This window comes from Haloarchaeobius lipolyticus, assembly GCF_051208015.1.
GTDB lineage: Archaea > Halobacteriota > Halobacteria > Halobacteriales > Natrialbaceae > Haloarchaeobius.
The window spans coordinates 25,655-47,971 of the sequence record NZ_JBPKGF010000002.1 but is presented as its reverse complement, the minus strand read 5'-3'; the positions used below and the strand labels follow the sequence as shown (position 1 = coordinate 47,971).

26 protein-coding genes are annotated in these 22,317 nt (G+C 66.9%); 15 read left to right on the top strand and 11 right to left on the bottom strand.

Going from position 1 to position 22,317, the window contains the following annotated elements; translation table 11 throughout:
* Window positions 1–17: 17 nt before the first annotated feature.
* The 11 genes from ACSC1Y_RS03310 (at window position 18) to ACSC1Y_RS03260 (ending at window position 7,947) form a co-directional block, all read left to right on the top strand.
* Window positions 18–308, top strand: coding sequence for a cation:proton antiporter (locus ACSC1Y_RS03310; RefSeq protein ID WP_435333257.1), 291 nt, complete (start codon window positions 18–20; stop codon window positions 306–308).
* Window positions 305–658 (top strand): monovalent cation/H(+) antiporter subunit G, encoded by a 354-nt coding sequence (mnhG, locus tag ACSC1Y_RS03305; protein ID WP_435333256.1) that lies wholly within the window; start codon window positions 305–307, stop codon window positions 656–658. The genes ACSC1Y_RS03310 and mnhG overlap by 4 nt, the downstream gene beginning before the upstream one ends.
* Window positions 655–1,191, top strand: a complete 537-nt coding sequence (locus ACSC1Y_RS03300; RefSeq protein WP_435333255.1) for a DUF4040 domain-containing protein — start codon at window positions 655–657, stop codon at window positions 1,189–1,191. Before mnhG ends, ACSC1Y_RS03300 begins: the two co-directional genes overlap by 4 nt.
* On the top strand, window positions 1,192–1,632 hold the full coding sequence (locus ACSC1Y_RS03295; RefSeq protein ID WP_435333253.1) for an MnhB domain-containing protein: 441 nt from the start codon (window positions 1,192–1,194) through the stop codon (window positions 1,630–1,632).
* Entirely contained in the window at window positions 1,629–1,988 is a 360-nt protein-coding gene (locus ACSC1Y_RS03290) for a cation:proton antiporter subunit C (RefSeq protein ID WP_435333251.1), read from the top strand. The genes ACSC1Y_RS03295 and ACSC1Y_RS03290 overlap by 4 nt, the downstream gene beginning before the upstream one ends.
* Window positions 1,981–3,429: a proton-conducting transporter transmembrane domain-containing protein gene (locus tag ACSC1Y_RS03285; protein WP_435333249.1), complete on the top strand. Its 1,449-nt coding sequence runs from the start codon at window positions 1,981–1,983 to the stop codon at window positions 3,427–3,429. Before ACSC1Y_RS03290 ends, ACSC1Y_RS03285 begins: the two co-directional genes overlap by 8 nt.
* A complete protein-coding gene (locus ACSC1Y_RS03280; RefSeq protein WP_435333247.1) occupies window positions 3,426–4,988 on the top strand; it encodes a complex I subunit 5 family protein in 1,563 nt (520 codons plus the stop codon). Before ACSC1Y_RS03285 ends, ACSC1Y_RS03280 begins: the two co-directional genes overlap by 4 nt.
* Window positions 4,985–6,685, top strand: coding sequence for a proton-conducting transporter transmembrane domain-containing protein (locus ACSC1Y_RS03275; RefSeq protein WP_435333245.1), 1,701 nt, complete (start codon window positions 4,985–4,987; stop codon window positions 6,683–6,685). Before ACSC1Y_RS03280 ends, ACSC1Y_RS03275 begins: the two co-directional genes overlap by 4 nt.
* 44 nt (window positions 6,686–6,729) lie before the next feature.
* On the top strand, window positions 6,730–7,113 hold the full coding sequence (locus tag ACSC1Y_RS03270; protein WP_435333244.1) for a DUF7522 family protein: 384 nt from the start codon (window positions 6,730–6,732) through the stop codon (window positions 7,111–7,113).
* 2 nt (window positions 7,114–7,115) lie between these two features.
* On the top strand, window positions 7,116–7,589 hold the full coding sequence (locus tag ACSC1Y_RS03265; RefSeq protein ID WP_435333243.1) for a cation:proton antiporter regulatory subunit: 474 nt from the start codon (window positions 7,116–7,118) through the stop codon (window positions 7,587–7,589).
* Between the two features lie 148 nt (window positions 7,590–7,737).
* Window positions 7,738–7,947 carry a hypothetical protein gene (locus ACSC1Y_RS03260; protein WP_435333241.1) on the top strand — a complete coding sequence of 70 codons (210 nt, stop codon included), beginning with the start codon at window positions 7,738–7,740 and terminating at the stop codon, window positions 7,945–7,947.
* Window positions 7,948–7,962: 15 nt separating this feature from the next.
* On the opposite strand, the gene ACSC1Y_RS03255 is transcribed toward ACSC1Y_RS03260, so the two are convergent.
* Window positions 7,963–8,592: a cupin domain-containing protein gene (locus tag ACSC1Y_RS03255; RefSeq protein ID WP_435333240.1), complete on the bottom strand. Its 630-nt coding sequence runs from the start codon at window positions 8,590–8,592 to the stop codon at window positions 7,963–7,965.
* A 115-nt stretch (window positions 8,593–8,707) separates the two neighbouring features.
* Between ACSC1Y_RS03255 and hisD the strand changes: the two genes are divergently transcribed.
* Complete coding sequence (gene hisD / locus ACSC1Y_RS03250) at window positions 8,708–9,991, top strand: histidinol dehydrogenase (protein WP_435333239.1); 1,284 nt, start codon at window positions 8,708–8,710, stop codon at window positions 9,989–9,991.
* A gap of 127 nt (window positions 9,992–10,118) precedes the next feature.
* Here the strand turns inward: hisD and ACSC1Y_RS03245 are convergent, their stop codons facing one another.
* Window positions 10,119–11,267: a PAS domain-containing response regulator gene (locus ACSC1Y_RS03245; RefSeq protein WP_435333238.1), complete on the bottom strand. Its 1,149-nt coding sequence runs from the start codon at window positions 11,265–11,267 to the stop codon at window positions 10,119–10,121.
* Window positions 11,268–11,372: 105 nt separating this feature from the next.
* On the opposite strand from ACSC1Y_RS03245, the gene ACSC1Y_RS03240 reads away from it, so the two are divergent.
* Window positions 11,373–11,738, top strand: coding sequence for a HesB/IscA family protein (locus ACSC1Y_RS03240; RefSeq protein ID WP_435333237.1), 366 nt, complete (start codon window positions 11,373–11,375; stop codon window positions 11,736–11,738).
* Window positions 11,739–11,794: 56 nt separating this feature from the next.
* Here the strand turns inward: ACSC1Y_RS03240 and ACSC1Y_RS03235 are convergent, their stop codons facing one another.
* The 7 genes from ACSC1Y_RS03235 to ACSC1Y_RS03205 form a co-directional block, all read right to left on the bottom strand.
* Window positions 11,795–11,995, bottom strand: coding sequence for a dodecin (locus ACSC1Y_RS03235; RefSeq protein ID WP_435333236.1), 201 nt, complete (start codon window positions 11,993–11,995; stop codon window positions 11,795–11,797).
* A 97-nt stretch (window positions 11,996–12,092) separates the two neighbouring features.
* Entirely contained in the window at window positions 12,093–12,434 is a 342-nt protein-coding gene (locus ACSC1Y_RS03230; protein ID WP_435333234.1) for a hypothetical protein, read from the bottom strand.
* A gap of 68 nt (window positions 12,435–12,502) precedes the next feature.
* Window positions 12,503–13,165, bottom strand: a complete 663-nt coding sequence (locus ACSC1Y_RS03225; RefSeq protein ID WP_435333232.1) for a DUF2238 domain-containing protein — start codon at window positions 13,163–13,165, stop codon at window positions 12,503–12,505.
* On the bottom strand, window positions 13,162–13,890 hold the full coding sequence (locus tag ACSC1Y_RS03220) for a hypothetical protein (RefSeq protein ID WP_435333230.1): 729 nt from the start codon (window positions 13,888–13,890) through the stop codon (window positions 13,162–13,164). Before ACSC1Y_RS03220 ends, ACSC1Y_RS03225 begins: the two co-directional genes overlap by 4 nt.
* A gap of 77 nt (window positions 13,891–13,967) precedes the next feature.
* Window positions 13,968–14,984 (bottom strand): metal-dependent hydrolase, encoded by a 1,017-nt coding sequence (locus ACSC1Y_RS03215; RefSeq protein ID WP_435333228.1) that lies wholly within the window; start codon window positions 14,982–14,984, stop codon window positions 13,968–13,970.
* Window positions 14,985–15,097: 113 nt separating this feature from the next.
* Window positions 15,098–15,667: a mechanosensitive ion channel domain-containing protein gene (locus tag ACSC1Y_RS03210; protein ID WP_435333226.1), complete on the bottom strand. Its 570-nt coding sequence runs from the start codon at window positions 15,665–15,667 to the stop codon at window positions 15,098–15,100.
* Between the two features lie 72 nt (window positions 15,668–15,739).
* Window positions 15,740–18,814: an FAD-binding and (Fe-S)-binding domain-containing protein gene (locus ACSC1Y_RS03205; RefSeq protein WP_435333224.1), complete on the bottom strand. Its 3,075-nt coding sequence runs from the start codon at window positions 18,812–18,814 to the stop codon at window positions 15,740–15,742.
* 123 nt (window positions 18,815–18,937) lie between these two features.
* On the opposite strand from ACSC1Y_RS03205, the gene ACSC1Y_RS03200 reads away from it, so the two are divergent.
* The gene (locus tag ACSC1Y_RS03200) at window positions 18,938–20,128 is read left to right on the top strand and encodes a pyridoxal-phosphate-dependent aminotransferase family protein (protein WP_435333222.1); all 1,191 of its coding nucleotides are present in this window, start codon (window positions 18,938–18,940) and stop codon (window positions 20,126–20,128) included.
* A gap of 39 nt (window positions 20,129–20,167) precedes the next feature.
* On the opposite strand, the gene ACSC1Y_RS03195 is transcribed toward ACSC1Y_RS03200, so the two are convergent.
* Entirely contained in the window at window positions 20,168–20,491 is a 324-nt protein-coding gene (locus ACSC1Y_RS03195) for a DUF7116 family protein (RefSeq protein WP_435333220.1), read from the bottom strand.
* 97 nt (window positions 20,492–20,588) lie between these two features.
* On the bottom strand, window positions 20,589–20,843 hold the full coding sequence (locus tag ACSC1Y_RS03190) for a DUF5816 domain-containing protein (RefSeq protein WP_435333219.1): 255 nt from the start codon (window positions 20,841–20,843) through the stop codon (window positions 20,589–20,591).
* Between the two features lie 79 nt (window positions 20,844–20,922).
* Between ACSC1Y_RS03190 and ACSC1Y_RS03185 the strand changes: the two genes are divergently transcribed.
* The gene (locus ACSC1Y_RS03185) at window positions 20,923–22,296 is read left to right on the top strand and encodes a bifunctional metallophosphatase/5'-nucleotidase (RefSeq protein WP_435333218.1); all 1,374 of its coding nucleotides are present in this window, start codon (window positions 20,923–20,925) and stop codon (window positions 22,294–22,296) included.
* The last annotated feature ends 21 nt before the right edge of the window (window positions 22,297–22,317 follow it).

The window sequence follows — 22,317 nt, the reverse complement described above, 5'->3', positions numbered from 1 at the left end:
AGAAGAGGTGAGTCCGAGTGACCCCGCCTGCGGAGGGGGCGGTCTCGACGAGTCTGCTCGCGACCGCCGCCCTCCTCGTGACGTTCGCACTCCTGTTCGTCTACCGAGCAGCGATAGGACCGACGACGCAGGACCGTGTCGTCGCGATCAACGCCATCGGGACCACCACCGTCGTGGTCATCGCCCTCGTCGCGGGCGCGTTGAACCAGCCGGGATTCCTCGACGTGGCACTCGTCTACGCGATGCTCAACTTCTTGCTGAGCCTCGGGGTGGCGAAGTTCTCGATCGAACGCGGAGGTATCCTGTGAAACCGGTCGAGCTCGCCGTCCTCGCACTGGCGGGCGGGAGTCTGTTCTTCTCGTTCGTCGCGGCGCTGGGCGTCGTCAGGTTGCCCGATGTCTACTCACGAGCCCACGCCACCTCGAAGAGCGACACGATGGGAACCGGACTCGCCCTCGTCGCGGTCGCCCTGGTCCTCGACTCCGGCGTGGCTCGGCTGAAGCTGGCGTTCCTCGCCGCATTCGTCCTCCTCACGAACCCCGTCGCCGCTCACGCCATCACCCGCGCCGCGTACCTTCAGGGAATTCCGGCGTGGCGGGGCAGTGAGTCAGGTTCCGAGGGAGTCGCAACGGAAGACGAGAAGGAGGCGTCGGAATGAGCGCCCTCGCACTGAGTCACGCACTCGTCGTGTTCCTCGTCGTGGTCGCCCTCGTCGTCGCCTTGCTCAGGGACGTCCTGGCCGCCGCGGTAGTATTTGCGGCGTACAGTCTCGGAATGGCCATCCTCTGGGTCGTCCTGCAGGCGCCAGACGTCGCCCTGACCGAGGCGGCCGTCGGCGCCGGCGTCACGACGTCCCTGTTCCTCGTCGCCATCGCGAAGACCGGTCGCCCGGTCGGGGAGGCGGTCTTCGTCAGGAACGTCGAGCCGTCGTCGGTTCTGGCGGTCCTCGGAGTCCTCGGGGTCCTCGGTGCGACGATTCCGTCTCTGCCCGCCGTCGGTGACCCGAACTCGAGCGCGTTCGCCGAGGTCGCCCCGTACTACCTCGCCCAGTCCGTCCCGGATTTCGGCATCCAGAACGTCGTCACCGCTATCCTGGCCGGCTACCGTGGATTCGACACGTTCGGGGAGGTGACGGTCGTCTTCGCGGCAGGGGTAGCCGTGCTCGTCGTCTTCCAGAAGGAGGTGCTCTGAGTGCGTTCCGACCAGTCGGTGGAGAGCGTAGTCATCACGAAGTCGGTGCGACTCGTCGCACCCTTCGTGTTCACGTTCGGCCTGTTCACGATGTTCCACGGGGCGAGCAGCGTCGGCGGCGGCTTCCAAGGAGGCGTCGTCGTCGCCTCCGTCATCGTCACCATCGCGTTCGCGTTCGGCATCGACCAGACTGGGAAGTGGCTCGACCGGACGATACTGACGGCGTGTTCGGTCGTCGGCGTGGTCACCTTTGCAGCGGTCGGCGTCGGGCCCACTCTCTACGGCGGGACGGTTCTCGAGTTCACGGCCTACCCCGGCAAGAAGGGCGCACTCTACGCCATCGAGCTCGTCGAACTCGGCATCGGCGTGACGGTCGCAGCGACCATCGTCGTCCTGTTCTTCGAGATATCCGGCGGATTCGACGAGGAGGGGTCGGAATGATAGACGTTCTTCTCGAGCGGGTGAACTACCTCGGTTACGTCGCACTCGTCACGATCGGTCTGTTCGTCCTCGTGGACGACGAGAACCTCGTCAAGAAGGTCATCGGTCTCAACCTCTTCCAGACCGGCGTGTTTCTGTTCTTCATCACGGTGGGGTACCGCCGCGGCGGCGACCCACCCATCGTCTCCGACGGCGGCGGCCCCTACGTCAACCCGCTGCCGCAGGTGCTCATGCTGACCGCCATAGTGGTCGGCGTCAGCGTGACCGCGGTCGCACTGGCGCTCGTCGTCAGAATCTATCGCGAGTACGGAACTCTCAGAGAGGACGTACTCCGGGAGGAGCTGGCCGATGACTGACCTGCTCGTCGCACTCGTGGTCCTCCCCATCGCCGCCGCAGCGATTCCCCAGCTCGTCGGCTGGTTGCGGGAAGAGAGCGGCTGGCTCATCGCGCTGGTTGCGTTTACGCTCCAGACCGGGTTGTCGCTCTGGCTCGTCTCGCTGGTCGCCGCCCGCGGCCGGGTCACCACCACGGTCGGTGGCTTCGACTCCCGGTTCGGTATCGTACTCGTCGCCGACGGGCTCTCCGCCCCCTTCGTCGTCCTCGTCTCGGCCGTTTCGTTCAGCCTGCTCGTGTACACGCGTCGGGAGGGGCCACACTCGAACACCTTCTACAGCCTCTACCAGCTGCTCGTCGCTGGGCTCACGGGTGTCTGCCTCACCGGTGACGCCTTCAATCTGTACGTATTCCTCGAGATAAGCGGGCTGGCGGCGTACGCGCTCGTGGCGAGCGGGTCGGGCGGCAGAGCGGCCATCGCGGCCATGCAGTACCTCTTCCTTGGGACGATCGGCGCGACCCTGTACCTGCTCGGGGTGGGGTACGCCTACGCCGCGACGGGGACCCTCAATATGGCCGCACTCGCCGAACGTCTCCCCCACGAGTCGTCCCTGACGCTTGCCGCATTCGCCCTCATCGTCACGGGCCTCTCGGTGAAACTGGCGCTGTTCCCGCTTCACACCTGGCAGCCCGCGGCGTACGACCATGCACCACCTGCTGTGAGTGCACTCCTCGCCGCACTCGTCTCGACCGTGGCTGGCTACGCCCTGATTCGGCTGGTCTTCGGCGTGTTCACCCTCGGTCTGTTCGCGGCCGTCCCGCTTCTCGACGAGGCTATCCTCTTGCTCGCTGGGGGTAGCGTGCTCGCCGGGGGCATCCTCGCCTACCGGCAGACCAGTGCGAAACGGACGTTCGCGTACTCCTCTGTCGCCCAGTTCGGACTTGCAGCACTCGGCATCGGACTCGGGAACGTCCCGGCGGTCGTCGGCTCGGTCCTCCAGCTACTCGGTCACGCCGTGATGAAGGGTGGGCTGTTCGCGACTGCAGGTGTCATCTCTTCGGCGACCGGCGCAGAGCTGCTCGACGAGTACGACGGACTCGGGAGTTCACTGCCCTGGGAAAGCGGTGCACTCAGCGTCCTCGGCCTCGGGATGGTCGGCATTCCTCCGACCGTGGGGTTCGTCGCGAAGTGGTACCTCGCCGTGGGTGCAATCGAAGCGGCTGCGTGGCCCGTGCTCGCCCTCGTGCTCTGTAGCACGCTCCTCTCGTTGACGTACTTCGGCCGTATCGTCCAGTCGCTGTACGTGAGTACTGCGGAGCCGCGAGCGGTCGAACGGTGGCCCTCGGCAGGGATGCGCGGGCTCGCGGTGGGGGCCGCCGTCGTGACGGTCGTCCTCGGACTGGCCGCGATCGGAATCGTCTCCATGGTCGAACCGGCAGTCACGGAGCTGATGCGTCCGTGACCGAGGTCGACTCGCTCCTTCCACTCGTGGCCATCGCCCTCCCTGGGCTGGCGACAGTGGCAATCCTGCTGAGCGGTAGCCGACCCACGCTGCGCGAGTCGTGGACTGCTCTCGCCGCGCTCGGTAAGTTCGGGGCCGTGGCCGCGATGGTCCGTGGCGTACTGGGCGGCGCGACGTACGTCTCGCCCGAACTGACGTTCCTGCCGGGACTATCGTTCTCGTTTCGGGTCGACGGGCTCGGCGCTCTGTTCGCCCTCGTCGCCAGCGGACTTTGGCTGGTCGCGAGCCTGTATAGCGTGGGGTACGTTCGGGAGCTGGACGAACCCCACCAGACCCGCTACTTCGCCGCCTTCGCGGCGAGCCTGAGTACGACCATGGGCGTCGCCTTCGCGGGGAACCTCCTCACGCTGTTCGTCTGGTACGAACTGCTGACGCTCGCGACCTACCCGCTCGTCGTCCACAAACGAACCGACGTCGCGAAGCGCGCCGGCCGGAAGTACGTCCTCTACACCCTGGGCGGTGGCGCGGCCGTTCTGGCGGGAACCGTCCTGTTCTATGCGCTGACGGGGACGACGACGTTCGCGGCCGGTGGGCTCGACGCGGTGTTGGCCGCCGACCCCGTCCTCGCGCGGGCCGCGTTCGCCCTGCTGGTCGCCGGTTTCGGCGTCAAGGCCGCCCTGATGCCATTGCACGGCTGGTTGCCCGACGCCATGGTCGCACCCACGCCTGTCTCCGGGCTCTTACACGCCGTCGCGGTCGTCAAGAGCGGCGTGTTCGGCATCGCCAGAGTCGTCCTCTCCCTGTTCGGCCCGGACGGAGTGACTGAACTCGGTGTGGGGATCCCGCTGGCTACAGTCGCTGCCACGACGATGCTGCTCGCGGGGCTCCTCACACTCCGCGAGGAGCGCCTGAAGCGGGGGCTCGCGTACTCGACAGTGAGTCAGCTTTCGTACATCGTACTCGGGCTGGCGATGGTGACCCCGCTCGCGGTCAAGGGAGCGTTGCTCCACCTGGCCGCCCACGCGTTCATGAAGATCGTCCTGTTCTTCTGCGTCGGTATCGTCTACGTCGAGACCCACCTCGAACGAATCGACGAGGTCGCCGGCATCGGGAGCCGGCTCCCGCTGACCATGGCGATGTTCGGAATCGCGAGCGCGGGGCTGGTCGGCCTCCCGCTTGTCGCGGGGTTCGTGAGCAAGTGGTACCTGCTTCTCGGGTTGCTCGACGGAGGGTACCTCGCATTTGCGGGGGCGCTTCTCCTCGCCGGGTTGCTCAAACTCCTGTTCTTCTGGCCCATCGTCGCGAGTGCATTCTTCCCGGACGATGGTGCTGGCGAGGTGACAGGCGACCAGCACGGTCACCACGAGCCGGCGCCCGCGGAACCACGGGGAGGTAGCCACCCGGACGCGGGGGCTCGCATCACCCCCATCGAGACCGACTGGCGACTGCTCCTGCCCGTGGCGGTCGCGTGCACAGTCGCCGTCGTCTTCGGAATCGTTCCGGAACACCTGCCGTTCTACGACCTCGCCGCCCGCGTCGTGGAGGTGACGTTCGAGTGAGTTCGCCTCTCGTGGCGGCGTCACCCGCGTTCCTCCTGTTCGGCCTCGCACTGGCAGTACAGTTCCTGTCCCGGCGGACGGGCGCGTCGGTGGGCGTCCTCGGTGGCATCGCGACGTGCGTATGGGTCGCGGCCGCCCCGGCGGGCACCCACCTCCAGACGAGCCTGTTCGGGTTCGATGCCGTCCTGTTCGCGGTCGACCCGTACTCCCGGCTCCTCGGTATGACGTTCGGCTTCGTGGCGGCGGTCGCGACGGCCTACGCGTACGCGACCGGTGCCGACCGGCGACAGCGCGGGCTCGTCCTGGCGTACGTGGGCTCGGGAACGGGAGCGGCACTCGTCGGCGACTGGCTCTCGCTCGTCGTCTTCTGGGAGCTGATGGCGGTCTGCGCGACGGTGCTCGTCTGGCACCGGACCGGCGACCGTCGAGTCGGCTTCAGGTACGCCGTCTATCACGAACTGGGCGCACTGGCCCTCGTCGGTGGCGTCCTGCTCCACTACGTCGCGACGGGGACGTTTCTCTACGGTGGGGGTATCGCGACGGGCATCCCCGCTGTCCTCGTCGGGCTCGGAATCGGCCTCAACGCCGGCTTCCTGGGCCTGCACGTCTGGCTCGTCGACACCTATCCGAGGACCCACGTCGCCACGAGCGTCGTGCTCGCCGCCATCACGACGAAGGTGGGCGCGTACACCCTCATCAGGGCGTTCCCCGAGGGCAACCTCGTCGTCGCCCACGTCGGCGGCGCGATGGTACTGTTCGGCGTGACGTTCGCCATCCTCCAGAGTGACATGCGTCGCCTCCTCAGCTACCACATCGTCTCACAGGTGGGCTACATGGTGGCGGGATTCGGTGCGGGTACGAACCTCGCACGGGCCGGGGCGATGGGCCACCTCGTCAACAACGTCCTCTACAAGAGCCTGCTGTTCATGGTGGCGGGATTGCTCATCGTCCGGACCGGCAACTCGAGCCTGAAGAAGGTCGGGGGACTGGGGCGGACGATGCCGGTGACGGCGGTCGTCTTCGCCGTGGCAGCACTCTCGATAGCCGGCGTGCCCGGGTTCAACGGCTTCGTCAGCAAAGGGATGATCCTCGATGGGACCGAGAAGGGGAGCCTCGAGGTCCTGTGGTACGCACTCCTCGTCGGCGGCGTCGGGACCGTCGTCTCCTTCGCGAAGTTCGGCTACTACGCGTTCGTCCGAGAGACCCCCGCTCGCGGCCACGAGGACCTGCGACCGGTAGAACTGCTGACGCTCGGGACGGTCGCTGCTCTCTGCGTAATCCTCGGTCTCGTCCCGTCGCTCCTGTTCGATCTGCTGCCGGCCGAGGACGTCCGGACTGCGAAGCCATTCGTCTCGAAACAGTTCCTGAAGGCAGGGGCGGTCACCCTGGTCGGCCTCGTGCTGTTCCAGCTGCTGAAGGAGTGGCTCAGTCACGTCCCGCCGGTTCCGGACCTCGACGTCGTGTACGAGTCGCTCGGGCGGCGACTTCGCGACCGGTCGGTGACGGTTGCGATAACGGCCGAGTCGAGCGTGGACCGGGTCGGCGGTGTCCTCTCGAACGCGCTGTCTGCCGGACTCAGCGGCGACGGCGCCGGCGAGGTTGCGGCCCGTGCGAGGTCGGAAGCGGGCGGGATCGGCACCGGTGTTCTCGTCATCGCGCTCGTTCTGGTCCTGTTGTTCACGATGATCTTCGTTTGAGCGACGCCAGCATCTTTACCATCGCGGAAAGCGTTCGAATACACATGAAAAAATTCCGATTCGACAGGCTGGTCGATGACCTCCGTACGCAGTACGGTGATGACCTCCGATGGGTCGCGAATTACAACAGCGAGACGTACGAGTATCGGGTCCGATACGTCAGGCCAGACCTCGAGACCGAGCTGAAGGACAACCAGCTAGATTACGTCATCCACCGGTCGCTCGCTGTCTACAACAAGCGACACGCCGAAGAAGTGTACTTCCACCTCGGTGAGGCGGACTCACTGGTCGTCCAGTACGAACGCGGGACGGCGTACCACGTCTTCCTCGACGACACGCGCGGCATCACCATCATGTTCGAGCCCGACGTCTCGGTCACGCTCCCGTCGTTCGCCGAAACGTGCAGAGGCTTGCTCACGGAGCGCTGATCATGCGGATATACGAGACGCAGCTGCCCGGCATCGGCGTCAGGTACACCGTACAGTTCCCCGAGAAGGGTGAACTCATCATCCTCACGCAGAACGACGGGTCGCGCGAAGTGTTTTGGAGGGAGCGACCGACCGCCGACTCCGATAGCCTGTTCGAACTCGACGAGGATGAGTCGAAGAAGCTCTCGGATATCTTCGACGGGACGTACTTTCAACCCGTCGAGGATGGGCTCGAAGACATCCTCGAGAACGCTCGCATCAAGTGGATCCACGTCGATGCCGCGTCACCCGTGGCCGACAGGACCATCGGCGAGGTCAGCATCCGTTCGACGACCGGGGTGACCATCCTCGCGATTCGCCGAGGCGATACCGTTCTCTCCGAGATAGATCCCTCGACCCGAATCCAGGCGGGAGACGTCCTCGTCGGGGTCGGTACCGACGAGAGCCATCGGGCACTGCAGTCACTGCTCGATTGACGCTGTGTCCGCCACTGGTGAACGAACCGCCGCTGCCGTCGTCTATCCAGCGTCGCACCGAACGTTACGGGCGGAAGCCGAATCAGCCCGTTCGAGGCGACGGGAGCGGAACCAAAATCACTTAGCGGCGGCCGGCACTGTCTCAGCTATGAACCGCGACAGGTACGTGGTGCTCTCGCTCGTCGCCTTCACCCTCGTCGTGGCGAGCTTCGTCGTCCTCGGTGTCAGCCGCATCTTCCTCGGCTACCACACGGCACAGCTGCTGTCGGCACCGCTGGGTCTGGTCGCCTTCGGTCTCGTGGTCGTCCTGTTCGCCGACGGGATTCGTACGGTCCTGTTCGGGTCGGCCGAGGAGTGAGACCGAGAGTGTGACTCACTCGTCCAGGTCGAACCGTTCGCGCCGATATCGGTCTCGCTCCCCGCCCGCGTCCTCGTCGAGGACGTAGCCGTAGGAGAAGTGCTGGTCGTCGGGATAGACGTGGAGAGAGCGGCTTCTGACGGGGCTGTAGACGGAGTGAACGTCGTTATCTCGCGGATCGACGACCGCCGACTGCCCCGGCTCGGTCACGCCGCAGTCGAGTATCGAGAGTTCGTACAGGCCGCCGTCGGCATCGCCGTTCTCGTCGACCAGGCCGTCGGCAACGCCCTTCTCCTCGACGCGGGTTACGTCCATGTCGACCACGTGGAGGAGACCGTCGACCAGTACCTCGAAGCAGGGTCGCCCGTGGTGCTCGTGCGGGCAGAGACTGTAGCCCGGTGGCCACTCCATGAAGCGAATCACGTGGCCGTCGGGGTCACCGACGACCTTGGTCCGGGTGTAGCTCCCGTCGGTCGCCGGTTCCGTCTCCACGCCGTCGAAGAAGCCGGGTTGCCGGATGGCGCGCCGGAGGAGTGCAGGCCCCTCATCGACGAAGGCGTCGTCACCCTGGTCGAGGAGGTCACCGAGACGGTCGTAGACCTCGCGAACGTGCTCGTTCGGAGCTGACAGGACGTCCTGACTCATGACTCACCGCTCGGTTCCATCGAGTAAAAGTCTACTCCCTCGACTCGCCGAATCGACGGTACCGGGCCCAGCGGGTAACACAACCGGTTTACCGGCCCCGACCGAACCCCGTCGCATGAACGTACGCAGTCTCGCCGACCTCGGGACGGCGGCCCGACGCTCGTTGTTCGAGCGCGACGCCGGTATCGAGGCGGTCCGGAGCGACGTCGCCGACATCGTCTCGACGGTCCACGAGGAAGGGGACGTCGCGGTTCGGAACTTCTGCCGCGAGTTCGACGACGTGGAAGTTGCGAATCTCGAGGTGACCGACGCCGCAGAGCGAGCCTACGAGGAGCTCGACGAGGAGCTGCTCGAGACCATCGAGACGGCCGCCGAGAACGTCCGCGAGTTCCACGAACGGCAGGTTCCCGAGGACTGGCGCGACGAGTTCGGCGACGGGGCGGGAACCCGGGAACTCGGCCGGCGGTTCAGGCCCCTCCAGCGAGTCGGCGTCTACGCTCCCGGCGGCACCGCCGCCTACCCCTCGTCGGCGATAATGGGCGTCGTCCCCGCAAAGGTCGCCGGCGTCGACGAGGTGGTCGTCTGCACGCCGCCCGCGGACGAGATGAACCCGGTCACGCTGGCGGCCATCCACGCCGCCGGCGCGGACGAGGTCTACTCGGTCGGTGGCGCACAGGCCGTCGCGGCGATGGCCTACGGGACGGAGTCGATATCGGCCGTCCAGAAGATAGTCGGTCCGGGTAACAGCTGGGTTACCGCCGCGAAGGCCGAGGTCCAGGGCGACGTCGACATCGACTTCCTCGCGGGTCCGTCCGAGGTGCTGGTCCTCGCGGACGAGACCGCCGACCCCGAGTTCGTCGCGGCTGACCTCGTCGCACAGGCGGAACACGACCCGAACGCCTCCGTCGTCTGCGTGACCGACGACGAGGAAACCGCCGAGGCCGTCGCAGACGCGGTCGAAGAGCAGGTGTCGAACCGCGAGCGTGCTGAGACCATCCGCGAGGCGCTCGACAACGACGCATCTGGTGTGTTCCTCGCCCGGTCGATGAGCGAGGCCATCCTGTTCGCCGAGGAGTACGCCGCAGAGCACCTCGCGATTCAGGCGGACGACGACGAAGCACTCCTCGACCGCATCACGAACGCCGGGAGCGTCTTCCTCGGACCCTACACCCCCATCGCCGCGGGGGACTACGCATCGGGGACGAACCATGTTCTGCCGACGAACGGCGGTGCGAAGCGCCACGGCGGCCTCTCGGTCGACCACTTCGTGCGGTCGACGACCGTCCAGCGACTCGACCGGGACGGCCTCGACGCGCTCTCGGGCACCGTCACGACGCTCGCCGAGGCAGAGGGCCTCGAAGCCCACGCCGAGAGCGTCCGGAAGCGGTTCGAGAAGTAGACCGCCTTCGAGAGGAGAGCGTCAGCGGAATCTGAACGTCGTCGCGGGGAGGACGTCGTCGCGGACGGGCGTCCGTCGAAGACAGCACGCGTGAACTGGGAGTGCGGGCGGCTACCCCAGCCCGGCGTCAGAGGTCGAGTTCGACGTCGGGGTCGACCCCGACGCCGCAGATGGCTATCGGTTCACCCTCCTCGTCGGTGAGCAGCGACGCACTGATGCGTCTCGTAATCAGGTTCCCAGACTTCGTCTTCGCCCGTGCCTCGTAGACGACCGTCTCGCCGTCGAGCACCCGCTCGAGGACCTCTTCGATGCGGTCCATGTCCTCCTCCGCGAAGAACGCCTCAGTGGGAAGCGATGCGATCTCCTCGCCCGTGTAGCCGGTCAGCTCCTCGAAGTCCTTGTTCCACCGCCACGGCGAGCCATCGAGGTTGGATATGTAGAAGGTGTGTGGCAGCGCATCTATCGCCGCGCTGAACAGGTCTCGTTCGGCGTCGAGTTCGCGCTCGGTCTCGCGCTGGTCCGTCACGTCCCTGGTGTTGACGACGAACCCTTCGATATCCGGGTCCTCGAGCCGGTTCCTCCCCTTCGACTCCAGCAGATGCCAGTCGCCGTCACCGTGGTGATACCGGTACTCGACCGTCGGCGTGACGGTTGGGTCGTCGATGGCGCTCCTGAAGGACTCGACGACCTCGTCTTTGTCCTCCGGGTGGATCCGGTCGAACGACGACGTCCCCGTGAGCTCGTCGGGTTCGTATCCGACGACGGTCGGGGCCGACGGGCTGACGTACTGGACGATGCCCTCGTCGTCGAGGACCGAGACGAGGTCGCTCGAGTGCTCGATGAGCGCCTGGTACCGGTTCCGGTCGGCTTCGCGTCTGCGCTCCGCCCGTCGCTTCGCTACGGCGTTCTCGATGCGGTTCGCGAGCACGACGTACCGGTCTGTCCCACCCCCTTTCTGGAGGTACTCGGTCACGCCCGCCGAGATGGCTCGACTGGCAATCTCCTCTGACCCCTTCCCCGTGAACAGGATGAACGGGAGCTCGGGGTAGCGCTCCTTGATCGCGGCGAGGAACGTCAGCCCGTCCATCCCTGGCATGTCGTAGTCGCTCACCACACAGTCGAACCGCTCGCCCTCGTCGAGCACTTCGAGTGCGTCCGACGCGCTGGTCTCTGCGTGTACGTCCATCCGGCCATCCTCACGAGCGAGCATCGTCTCGGTCAAGTCGAGTAACGCTTGATCGTCATCCACATGGAGGACGCGGATGGTACTAGTCATTCATCTTCACCACTACGTCTGTCGATTTCAATGTACCGCCTCCCGGGTGGACATATCGTTCGACCGGCAACAACGTTAACACCGATCGAACCGAACAGATGGTATATGAGCACGGGAACTGTGGACGGTGAGAGCGCCCCGCAGATCAGCGTCACCGAGACCGCTGCCGAGCAGGCGCTCTCGCTGCTCGACGGCGAGGGGATGGACACCGATGTGTCCGGATTGCGATTGTTCGTCCAGCAGGGTGGCTGTGCCGGCCTCTCCTACGGGATGCGGTTCGACGACGAACCGGAGGCCGACGACGCCATCTACGAGAAACACGGCCTGCGCATCTTCGTCGACCCTGCGAGTCTGAAGTACATCGGCGGGAGCACGCTCGACTTCGAAGGAGGACTCCAGGGCGCAGGCTTCCACGTGGAGAATCCGAACGTGGTCAGCGAATGTGGCTGCGGTGAGAGCTTCCGGACCTGATTTCGCCTGTCTTCGCTCGTCCTCTGGTCGATAGTGAGTACAGGACCGCGCCCGCGTCACTCCTGAAGTTGGAACGCCACCTCCACTTCCGCCTGGTACTCGCGGTCGTCGGCCGTGGCTATCTCGACGCCCAGCTCCTTGACGTCTATCCAGTGGACGTTGTTTAGCGTGTCCTGAGCTCGGTCTATCGCGTTGTCGGCCGCCGCCTCGAAACTCTCGTCACTCGTGCCGATGAGTGTGATCTTCTTGAACACCATCTACACGTGATAGCACTCAGCATAGATAGTTAAAGCTACCCTGCGCGGGCGGTCGATTGTACCGGAAGCGCCGGGGTTCGCACGCCTGGTCTGGCTCTCAGCCGACGACTCGTACGGAATCCGCCCCCGCGAGGCCGTGCTCGCCCGTTTCGTCTCGTTCCCAGTACAACATCGCTCGTGTGTCCCCGGTCGTGAAGCCCGCCTCGTGTGCCTCGAACACCGGCACGAGGTCGTCGACCCCATCGCCGTTCATGTCGCGTTCGAACAGGTGTACGGCGGGCCGTGCGCCGCCGCCACTGGCGACCACGTCGGGCGGGCTGAATCGGTACCGCTCAGACCGTTCGGTCGGGTCGAAGACGACGGTCTCACCGTTCTCGTCCTCGAACTCCGCGTAGTGGACGGCCACGAATATCGGCCGACGGCTGCGCTCGTTCACCACGTTCCGGTCTGGTACTCGAAACGACGCGTCGGATGGCAGCCTCCCGTCGGTCACTCGTCTCCCAGCGGTCACTCTGCCGCGTCACGTTCGAACTGCCGCCGAATCGACCCGACGACGTCCGAGAGGTAGACCTGGCCCCACGTCGCGACGACGATGCCGCCGAGTGCGTCGAAGACCAGGTCGACCATCGTGTCCTCGATGCCGAACTGGGTGAGGACGGGGTCGCCGCCGACGAACTGTGCGGCGAGCCCGATGAAGAACTCGAGCACCTCCCAGAGGACGCCGAAGGCGAGCACGAAGGCGAGCACGAACACGAAGGTGTAGTTCGGCGGCAGGTAGATGTCCTCCCGGTGGAGGTCCAGCGCCCGCACCGTCGTGTAGCCAGCCGCCGCGACCAGCGACGCGGACAGGGTGTGGGTGACGTGGTCCCACCAGGGAATCGCGACGTAGAGGTTCCGCGACATGCCCGGCAGCCCGGCCGTGCCGATGGCGTGTAAGAACGCAGCAGCGGTTATCCACAGGGTCAGGCCGGCGTCCATCTGGATGTCGTAGTCCCGTTCGAGCACGGGCGGAAGCTGCGTGACGAGGAGCCCAGCTCCCGCGTTGACCACGATACCGACGTCGAGCTGGTAGAGCCCGACGAACAGCAGGCCGACGAGCGTCAGCTCCATCAGACGGGTCACCGCCCGTTGCGTCGACCGAGAGATTCCGATGTGGTCTCTGAGTCTCACTCGTCACCCACCTCGTCTGCGACGTCGTCGACGGCGGCCTCGGCCGTCGCGGCGGCTTCGGCGGTCGCGGCCAGTGCCCGCTGTGCGACCTGTTCGCGGCGACGGAAGTACAGCTCGAACGTGATACCCGCGAGTATCCCTGCGAGGGTCGAGTAGACGAACTCCCACATCAGGAGGTCCAGCTGGTCGTCGCCGTAGAAGCCGGTGCCCAGGTAGATGTGCGACGCCCACCTGATGATGGCCCAGACGCCCGCGGCCGCGAGCGTCATGACGACGACCGTGAGAATCGCGAAGCCGACCGTCATCCGGACCGCTGTGAAGACGTGCAACTCCACCGTGACGATGAGCGCGATGGCGGCCACCGCGAGGTACGTCGTCACCTTCTGGACGACGGTGGTCGTGACGAGGACGCTCCCGAACGTCGGTATCGTCGCGAGCTCGGTAACGAACCCGCCGCCGAGGACCGTCGCGGCGAACGCCCGACCGACGATCGGGAGCGCCGCCAGCAGCAACACTTCCCACGGAAGCATCACGCGAAGCGACCGATAGGCTACCGGTGGAACGATAGCAAGCGACACCACACCCACGGCGAACGCCGCCCAGAGGAGTTCGCCGGTGACCGCCTCCTCGATGGCCGTGACGAGCACGACGCCGACGAGCACCCAGGCGAGCTGGGCGTTCAGGCGATGTTCTTCGAACAGCCGACCGAGGTCCTGCCCCGACATGTCCGGGCCTTCGCTTCGCCCCGGTAAAAGGCTACCCGCCCGTCCTCGTGGTGCTCCCGGCGAGCCACCGGCGTCTGTCACGGGCCGATGGCTCCCGTCATCGAAAGCGTCCGGAGAACGTACAGCGCCGTGTACGCGAACAGTGCGAGCGTGACGGCGGCGAGGCCGGTGACGAACGCCGTGAGCAATCGAGGCGTGTCCCACTCTCGACGGAGGCGGCGGGCGGACGCGAGCAGTCTCGCCCGGAGCACGTCGGGTGCCGCGAGCACCGTCCCGACTCCGAGGATGGTGAACACGAAGTGGTACGACACGTCGAGCGTCGGCGGCGGGAGCAGAAAGGCGACCCCGGCGTAGCCGACGCCCACGAGCGCCCGCGTGCCCACGAGTCCTCGCGGACCCATCCGGAAGCGAACGTCGACGGTCGTCAAGAGGACGAGCAGTGCCAGCCAGACGGTCGCCAGCTCCAGCGCGAACGCGCCGAGGAGGTGCAGCGTCGGGTCGGTCGAGAGGACGACACGTTCCGACAGCAGGGCGGTGTCCAGCGGCCAGAGCAGTGCCGGCGGTTCGCCGGTGAACAGGTCGCCCCACGGATGGCTCACCAGACCGACGAAAGCCAGGAGACCTACCGTCCTCGGGCCGAACTCGGTCAGTTCGCGGACCGCGACCGCGACGAGCGCCGTCGCGAGGGCGAACGCGCCCATGACGACCGCACCGAGCAGGGCGAGTTCCGCGGCGGCCACGCAGACGAGTGCCACGAGGAGGAGACCGCCGACCCCTCGCACCGGCCGGTCGAACTCCCCCTGGTACACCCAGCACGCGGCCGCCACGGCGGCGAGTGGCGCGACGACGAGCGAGTGCGTCATCGTCCGGTGGACGACCGTGCTGGCCGACCAGAACGCGTTCGTCACGTCGAGGACACCCGTCGCCTCCGCCCGGGCGACGCCGACGAGCGCGTAGACCATGTCGACGTCGGGGACCGTCGCGAAGGCACCGGCGACGAGTCCCGCGACGAGCGCGTACCGGTTCTCGGCCCCGGAGACCCGCGCCGCGAGGACGACGAGCGCGAACGCGAGCAGGGCGTGGCCGACCATCATCGATGCTCAGGATATGCGGGGATGCCGGATAAGTCAGTCGCCGGCAGGCATCGTCCGTCCCTCGCTGGCGTCGGCCAGCGGTCACCGGCGTCGCCAGTTCCACACCGCCGTCGTCAGCTCTCGGCCGGTTCCGAGCCGTGCTTTCGCCACTGCTTCTCGATTTCCGCGTTCGCCCGGACGACGGTGTCGCCGTCGACCAGCAGGCGCGTCTTCCGGAGCTCGATGTCGACGACCTCGCCGGTGACCCCGCCGGCGGTGACGGTGTCGCCCGCGTTGAAGTCCGGGTCGCGAAGCAGGTAGACGCCGGCGACGGCGTCGGCTATCATACCCGAGAGTGCGTACGAGACACCGAGGGCGAGGAAGCCCGCGGAGGTCCCCAGCGCGGCCGAGAGTTCGCCCAGGCCGACCACCGAGAGGAACGACAGCGCGACCGTGAACCAGAGCATCAGGGCGACGACGGTGAGGACGAACCGCCGGTAGACCGGCGAGTGGTCGGGGAACACCCGTCGGAGGAGCCGCCTCGCGACGGACGTTACGACCGTCACGACGACGGCTCCGAGAGCGAGGAAGACGATACCCGCGAGGATCTTCGGGAGTGCCTGCGTCAGGTCCGCGAGGAAGAGGTCGACCGCCCGTTGGACTATCTCCGTGATACTGTCCGGTGGCGATTCAGCGGCTTGCATGGCTGTCCCGTCGGCCAGCCGCCTGTTAAGGTGTTCCCTCATCATCGGTGCGTCGCCAACCCTGCCTCGTTCTCACCCCCGGTACTCGCGCTTCGAGTCCGGGAGGGATTCGGCGAGCTTCTCGATGGGGTGAGGCGGCGTCTCCGCGCCGGGCCGGTCGCCGAGCTGAGTCCGGCAGGACGCGCCGGGGGCGACCGGCGTCCCGTCGCGGTCGTCGACCTGGTCGAACAGGATGCGGCCGATCGCTTGCGAGAGGTCGTAGTGCTCTTCGTGGTAGCCGAAGCTCCCGGCCATCCCGCAGCAGCCGCTGTCCAGCGGGTCGACCTCGTAGCCGGCGCGACGGAGGAGACCGACGGCGTGGTGGTCGCGACCGATGGCCTTCTGGTTGCAGTGGCCGTGGTAGACGAGCCGCTCTGCGGGGGCCTCGAACGTAATCTCCTCGTCGAGTCGCCGTTCGTCGAGGAACCGGCAGACGCCCGTCGTCGCCGCCATCACCGCATCCCGTTCGGACGACCGCGAGAGCAGGTCCGCGTACTCGTCCTGCACCATGACCGCGTCCGCCGGCTCGACGAAGACGACGTGCCACCCGTCGACTGCGAGCGGGGCGACGTGCTCGACGAAGCGCTCGGCTCGCTCTCTCGCCTCGTCGAGGAATCCGAGCGAGTAGGCCGGTCTACCGCTCGGCCCGAGGTCGGGCGGGACCGCGACGTGACAGCCCGCAGCCTCGAGGACGCGCACCGCCGCCTTCCCGACCGCCGGTTCGGTGTAGTTCGTGTACGTATCGGGGACGACGACGACGCGGTGACCGGCGTCCGCCGGCGAGACGGACGGGCCACGGGAGCCGAACCAGTCCGCGAAGCTCTCGCGCCGGAACGTGGGAAGCTCCCGGTCGGGGGAGACGCCGAGAGCGTGCTTCGCCACGGTACGACTCCCCGGAAGCTTCGCCGCCAGGTTCGAGACCGGAGCGAGTCGGCTCCCGAGCGCGGCCCAGCGGTCGATGTCGCGGAAGAGTCGGTCTCGGAAAGACGAGCCCGTACGCTGGTGGTGCTGGTGTTTCGCCTCGGCCTTGAGCTTGGCGAGGTCGACCCCGGTCGGACAGTCGCTCGCACAGCCCTTGCAGCCGACGCAGAGGTCGAGAACCTCGGACTGGAACCGGTCCGAGTACAGCTCCTCGGGGTCCAGCTCGCCGGAGATGGCGGCCCGCAGGAGGTTCGCCCGCCCCCTGGTCGACTGTATCTCCTCGTGGCTGGCGCGATAGGTCGGACACATCGTCCCCGAGCCCTCCTGCCGACAGGTACCACAGCCGTTACAGAGTTCGACGAGATGGGAGAAGCCGCCGTCATCGGAGAAGTCGAGCGTCGTCTGCGGCTCGATCGACTGGTAGGCCGCGCCGTAGCGCAGGTTCTCGCGCATGTCCGCACCGACGCCGCGGTCGGTGGGCGGCCCGTGGTCGTCGGAGGGTTCGCGGTAGACGACGTTCCCCGGATGACACAGCCAGTCGGGGTCGAACGCCGTCTTCACGCGCTTGAAGGCGTCCCAGAGCTCGGGCCCGTACATCTTCGGCGTGAACTCCGTGCGGGCCATGCCGTCGCCGTGCTCCCCCGAGAACGAACCGTGGTAGTCGAGGACAAGGTCGGTTACGTCCTCGGCGATGGCGTGCATCGTTTCGATATCCCCACCCGACTTGAGGTTGAGGATGGGCCGGATGTGCAGGGTGCCGACGCCGGCGTGGGCGAAGTAGGCCGCCGACGTGTCGTGTCGTTCGAGTATCGCCTGGAACTCCTGGACGTACTCGGCGAGCTGGGCCGGCGGGACCGTCGCGTCCTCGATGAACGGGTACGGCTTCGGGTCGCCGTCCATCGACATCAACAGCGGAATCGCCGCCTTCCGGAGCTTCCAGAGCCTCGCCTGCTCGGCCGGGTCGAACGCCTCGATGCGGTCGAAGGCGTCGCCCTCGGTCTGGAGCGTCTCCGTCACCGCCGCCATCGCCAGCTCGAAGTCGCCGTGCAGTTCGGTGTCGAACTCGACCATGAGCAACGCCGCCAACCCGTCGGGGATGGGTTCGGCGTACTCGGCGTACTTCGGGGAATCGCGGGCCATCGCGACGACCCGGTCGTCTACCAGTTCGACCGCGCTCACGTCGTGCGAAAGGGCGTCCGGGACCGCCGCGAGCGCCGTCACGAGGTCGTCGTACGCGTAGACGGCGAGGGCCCGTTCGGAAGGGCGGGTGACGAGGTCGAGTTCTGCCTCCGTGACGACGCCGAGGGTTCCCTCACTGCCGACGACGAGTTTCGCGAGGTTCATCACGCGCTCGTCCCCCTCGTCCCGGATGACCTTGTTCAGGTTGTAGCCCGTGACGCTGCGTTTGAGTTCGGGATACCGCGCCGCTATCTCGGCCTCGTTCGACTCGACGATCTCCCGGACGGTCCGGTGCAGTTCGGCGACCCGGTCGTCCCGTTCGAGCAGGTCCTCCCACTCGGGCGAGTCGAGCACCACGTCGCCGAACTCGGCGACCGTCCCGTCGGCGAGGACGACTCGGACCTCTCGGACGTAGGCGTCGGTGATCCCGTAGCGGACCGAGTGCGCGCCGGTGGAGTTGTTCCCGATGCCGCCGCCGACCGTCGCCCGGGCCGAGGACGCGGGGTCGGGCGCGAACTGGAGGCCGTGTGGTTCGAGCAGGTTATCGAGGTCGTCCTGCACGATGCCGGGCTGGACGCGAGCGACCCGCGCCTCGGGGTCGAGGGAGACGAGGTCCGCCATGTGGACCGAACAGTCGAGGACGACGCAGCCGGGGCCGACGGCGTTCCCCCCGAGGGAGGTGCCGGCACCCCGGGGCATGATGGGAACGTCGTGCTCGGCCGCGACCCGGACCGCCGCCTGGACGTCGGCTTCGTCTCGCGGAACGACCACGCCCGCCGGCTTCGCCTGGTAGATACTCCCGTCGGTGGCGTAGAGGACCTGTGCGTACTCGTCGAACCGGACGTCACCGTCGACCGCCTTCCGGAGGTCGGCTGCGAGGTCGGCGAACTGCTCGTCGTCGGGGTGGTCGAACCCGAGCGCGCCGTGACTGGGGCGCTCGCTGGATTCGTGCGCGGGTCGGGCGGGCACACCGGCACCGGAGTGCGGGGAGGGCGGGTCGGTCACCATTGTCGACTGTGAACAGGGGACGCGGTTTAGTCGTTTCCCGGATATGCCAGCGGAACGCGGATAGGTGACCCTGTTCCCGCCCCAACGCCACCTTTTTTCTCCCGACCCGTCGAATCGACTCCCATGTCCGACGTTCCCGATGCACCCGACGTAGGCGAACTCACGCCACCGAATCGAACCCTGATGGGGCCCGGTCCGAGTGACGTCCATCCCCGCGTCCTGCGGGCGATGAGCACCCCGCTCGTCGGCCACCTCGACCCGTCGTTCATCGAAGTGATGAACGAGGTCCAGGAGCTGCTCCGCTACACGTTCCGGACGGGGAACCAGTGGACCATCCCCGTCTCCGGCACCGGCTCTGCCGCGATGGAGGCGGCCATCGGGAACGTCGTCGAACCGGGCGATACGATGCTCGTGCCGACGAACGGCTACTTCGGCGGCCGGATGGCCGACATGGCGAGCCGTGCCGGCGGCGAGGTCGTCGAAGTGGACGCGCCGTGGGGCGAACCACTCGCGCCCGAAGACGTAGAAGACGCCTTCGACGAACACCAGCCGGACGTCTTCGGCTTCGTCCACGCCGAGACGAGCACGGGCGTCAGACAGCCCCGGGTCTCCGAGCTCACCCGAATCGCACACGAACACGATGCGCTCGTCATCGCGGACACAGTGACCAGCATCGGCGGGGTGGAGCTCCGCGTCGACGAGTGGGACATCGACGTGGCGTACGCGGGACCGCAGAAGTGTCTCTCCTGTCCACCCGGCGCGTCGCCGCTGACGCTGAACGATACGGCGATGGACAAGGTTCTCAGCCGCGAGGAGCCCGCCCGGTCGTGGTACCTGGACCTCTCGCTGCTGGAGGGCTACTGGGGCGAGGAGCGTGCCTACCACCACACCGCGCCCATCACGAACGTCTACTCGCTCCGCGAGGCGCTGCGACTCGTGGCCGAAGAGGGCATCGAGAACCGGTGGGAGCGCCACCGCGAGATGGCCGGCGCGCTGAAGGCCGGTGTCGAGGCGATGGGGATGCAGATGAACGCGGCCGAGGAGTTCTGGCTCCCGAGCCTCAACGCCGTGCGCGTCCCCGAAGGCGTCGAGGACGGCGAGGTCATCTCGCGACTGCTCGACGAGTACGACCTCGAGATCGCCGGCGGACTGGGCGACCTCTCCGGCGAGATATTCAGAATCGGCTGCATGGGTTACTCCGCTCGCCCGCAGAACGTCTCCTACCTCGTGAGCGCGCTCGGCGAGACGCTCAACTCGCTCGGTGCCGACGTCGACGCGGACGCGGGCGTCTCGGCGACGATGTCGCAGCTGTAGCTGTCCGTCGAACCAGCGATAAAAACGGCTACGGTCCCGTCAGACCGCGGCTGCCGGTGCGCGTTCGACCTCGTACTCCTCGTCGTCGTCGACCCCGATGACGGCCCACTCGTACTCGGGATTCTCGTCGGCGACGCGACGGCGCAACCGTTTGGCGCGGTCCTTCTTGGTCACGAAACACCGAAGTGTCGCACGGTCGGAGCCTGGCGGCACGCGCACGTCCGTGTTCGTCGTGACGTACACGACCTTCCAGTCTCGTTCTGCTCGGAACTCCTCTCCGTCTCCGCTGACGGTGTACCCCAGGCGGCTGAAAATCGTCCTGGCCTGTTCGCCGATGTGGCGCCTCTTGTTAACAGGGCACATTCGGTATCGACTACCACGCCCATACTAATAAGTATTCACCCGAACGCCTGGAAAAATCCAGAGCATTGGTGATTCCGTACGGTTTTTCTGGACGGTTCTACTCGTGAGCGGCGTCCCACTCGGTCGGTTTCCGGAGATTTCCGCACGCGTTGCACTGGATGCGGCCCATCGCGTCCATCGCGTTGTCGAAGGTGTTGCAGTTGCCGCAGAAGTAGCCGTACTTCCGTTCCTGGTCGGGGGTCCGGTAGACGACGAAGAACGGGCCCTTCGCCCCGCGGTCTCCCTCCTGCCGGGAGACGTAGACCGTCTCGCCGTCGTCGGTCGTTCGCTCGTCGAGCGCGGCATCACTCATGGGCCGAGGTTGGGCGTCGGCGTGCTTAGGTCTGTTCGTCGGCGGAAGATTTTTTCTCGCATCGCCCGCGAACCGAGACGTGAGCCTCCGCCTGCTTCACTTCGCCGACCTCGAAGCGGCATACGACGTGCCCGAGCGCGTCGGCCGCGTCGTCACCGCGATCGAGACGCTCCGCGACGAGTCGACAGTCGTGACCGGCGGTGGCGACGACACCAGTCCGAGCGTCCTCTCGATGGCGACGGCCGGCCGACAGTCGCTCGATTTCTTCGAGGCCGTTCGGCCCGACGTGGAGGTCTTCGGCAACCACGAGTTCGACCACTCACCAGCACGGGCCGTCGAACTCGCCCGCGAATCACCGCAGACCTGGCTGAACGCCAACGTCTACGAGGGGGACGAACGGTTCGCCGCGGAAGTCTCCACGGCGTCGACCGTCGTCGATACGGCAGCCGGCCGCGTCGGCCTGTTCGGACTCTCACCGCCCGAACTCTGCGCCATCAACCCCGGCCTGACGTTCAACGTTCGCGACCCCGTTTCGGTCGGAACACGGGAAGCCGAGCGCCTGCGGCGCGAAGACGACGCGGAGTACGTCGTCGCGGTCTCGCACTGTGGCGACGACACAGAACTCGCTGCGGCCGCCGACGTGGACGTGATACTCGGTGGGCACGACCACGAACCACGGGACGAGGTGGTCGCCGGGACCCGACTCGTCCGGCCCGGCGCGGCCGGCCGGCGACTCGCGGAGGTCCGTGTCGAACCGGACGGGACCGAGACCCGGTGGCACGACGTCACCGAGTTCGACCCGGACGAGGCGGTGACGCAGACGCTCGACCATCGACTCGAAGCACTCGGTCTTGACACCGTCGTGACGACCGTCGACGGCCCGCTCTCACGTCGGGTGCGAGACGGCGAGTCGCCCGTCGGAACGTTCGTTGCCGAGTCGTTCAGGCGAGCGGGAGACGCCGACGTGGGACTCGTGAACAGTATGGCGATGCGAGACTGCGGCGTTCCGCTCGACGGCCGCGTGACGCTCGCCGACCTTCACTCGCTCGTCCCCTTCGACGGCGGCGGCCTCGTCACGCTCTCGCTGTCCGGCCGCGAACTCCGGGCGGTCGCTCGCGAAGCCAGCGCGAAACACATCGACCGCGACGACCTGTGGAACGGGCAGTTCGCTGGGCTGACGATGACGTGGGACGCAGAGAGGGAGACGGTCGATTCGCTCGCAGTTGGCGATCGGCCGGTCGACCCCGAAGCGAGGTACACGCTGACGACGCTCCGGTATCTGATCGTCGAGGACACAGAGTTCCCGACTCTCGGGGAGTCGGCAGTCGTGGCCGAATCGGGGTCGCTCCACGAGGCGATGGCCGACTGCGCCCGGCAGTCGGGTATCCCCACCCAGCCCGTCGGCTGGCTCACCAGATCTGGCGAATCCGATACACCGGAGACGCAACGCTGATAGCCCGGTAGGCCACAGACG

Excerpts from the sequence above, each read along its gene's own strand:
- ACSC1Y_RS03300 (WP_435333255.1), top strand. The coding sequence starts at position 655 with ATGAGCGCCCTCGCACTGAGTCACGCACTCGTCGTGTTCCTCGTCGTG.
- ACSC1Y_RS03290 (WP_435333251.1), top strand. The coding sequence starts at position 1,629 with ATGATAGACGTTCTTCTCGAGCGGGTGAACTACCTCGGTTACGTCGCA.
- ACSC1Y_RS03285 (WP_435333249.1), top strand. The coding sequence starts at position 1,981 with ATGACTGACCTGCTCGTCGCACTCGTGGTCCTCCCCATCGCCGCCGCA.
- ACSC1Y_RS03270 (WP_435333244.1), top strand. The coding sequence starts at position 6,730 with ATGAAAAAATTCCGATTCGACAGGCTGGTCGATGACCTCCGTACGCAG.
- ACSC1Y_RS03265 (WP_435333243.1), top strand. The coding sequence starts at position 7,116 with ATGCGGATATACGAGACGCAGCTGCCCGGCATCGGCGTCAGGTACACC.
- ACSC1Y_RS03260 (WP_435333241.1), top strand. The coding sequence starts at position 7,738 with ATGAACCGCGACAGGTACGTGGTGCTCTCGCTCGTCGCCTTCACCCTC.
- ACSC1Y_RS03255 (WP_435333240.1), bottom strand. The coding sequence starts at position 8,592 with ATGAGTCAGGACGTCCTGTCAGCTCCGAACGAGCACGTTCGCGAGGTC.
- hisD (WP_435333239.1), top strand. The coding sequence starts at position 8,708 with ATGAACGTACGCAGTCTCGCCGACCTCGGGACGGCGGCCCGACGCTCG.
- ACSC1Y_RS03245 (WP_435333238.1), bottom strand. The coding sequence starts at position 11,267 with ATGACTAGTACCATCCGCGTCCTCCATGTGGATGACGATCAAGCGTTA.
- ACSC1Y_RS03240 (WP_435333237.1), top strand. The coding sequence starts at position 11,373 with ATGAGCACGGGAACTGTGGACGGTGAGAGCGCCCCGCAGATCAGCGTC.
- ACSC1Y_RS03235 (WP_435333236.1), bottom strand. The coding sequence starts at position 11,995 with ATGGTGTTCAAGAAGATCACACTCATCGGCACGAGTGACGAGAGTTTC.
- ACSC1Y_RS03220 (WP_435333230.1), bottom strand. The coding sequence starts at position 13,890 with ATGTCGGGGCAGGACCTCGGTCGGCTGTTCGAAGAACATCGCCTGAAC.
- ACSC1Y_RS03215 (WP_435333228.1), bottom strand. The coding sequence starts at position 14,984 with ATGATGGTCGGCCACGCCCTGCTCGCGTTCGCGCTCGTCGTCCTCGCG.
- ACSC1Y_RS03210 (WP_435333226.1), bottom strand. The coding sequence starts at position 15,667 with ATGCAAGCCGCTGAATCGCCACCGGACAGTATCACGGAGATAGTCCAA.
- ACSC1Y_RS03205 (WP_435333224.1), bottom strand. The coding sequence starts at position 18,814 with ATGGTGACCGACCCGCCCTCCCCGCACTCCGGTGCCGGTGTGCCCGCC.
- ACSC1Y_RS03200 (WP_435333222.1), top strand. The coding sequence starts at position 18,938 with ATGTCCGACGTTCCCGATGCACCCGACGTAGGCGAACTCACGCCACCG.
- ACSC1Y_RS03195 (WP_435333220.1), bottom strand. The coding sequence starts at position 20,491 with ATGTGCCCTGTTAACAAGAGGCGCCACATCGGCGAACAGGCCAGGACG.
- ACSC1Y_RS03190 (WP_435333219.1), bottom strand. The coding sequence starts at position 20,843 with ATGAGTGATGCCGCGCTCGACGAGCGAACGACCGACGACGGCGAGACG.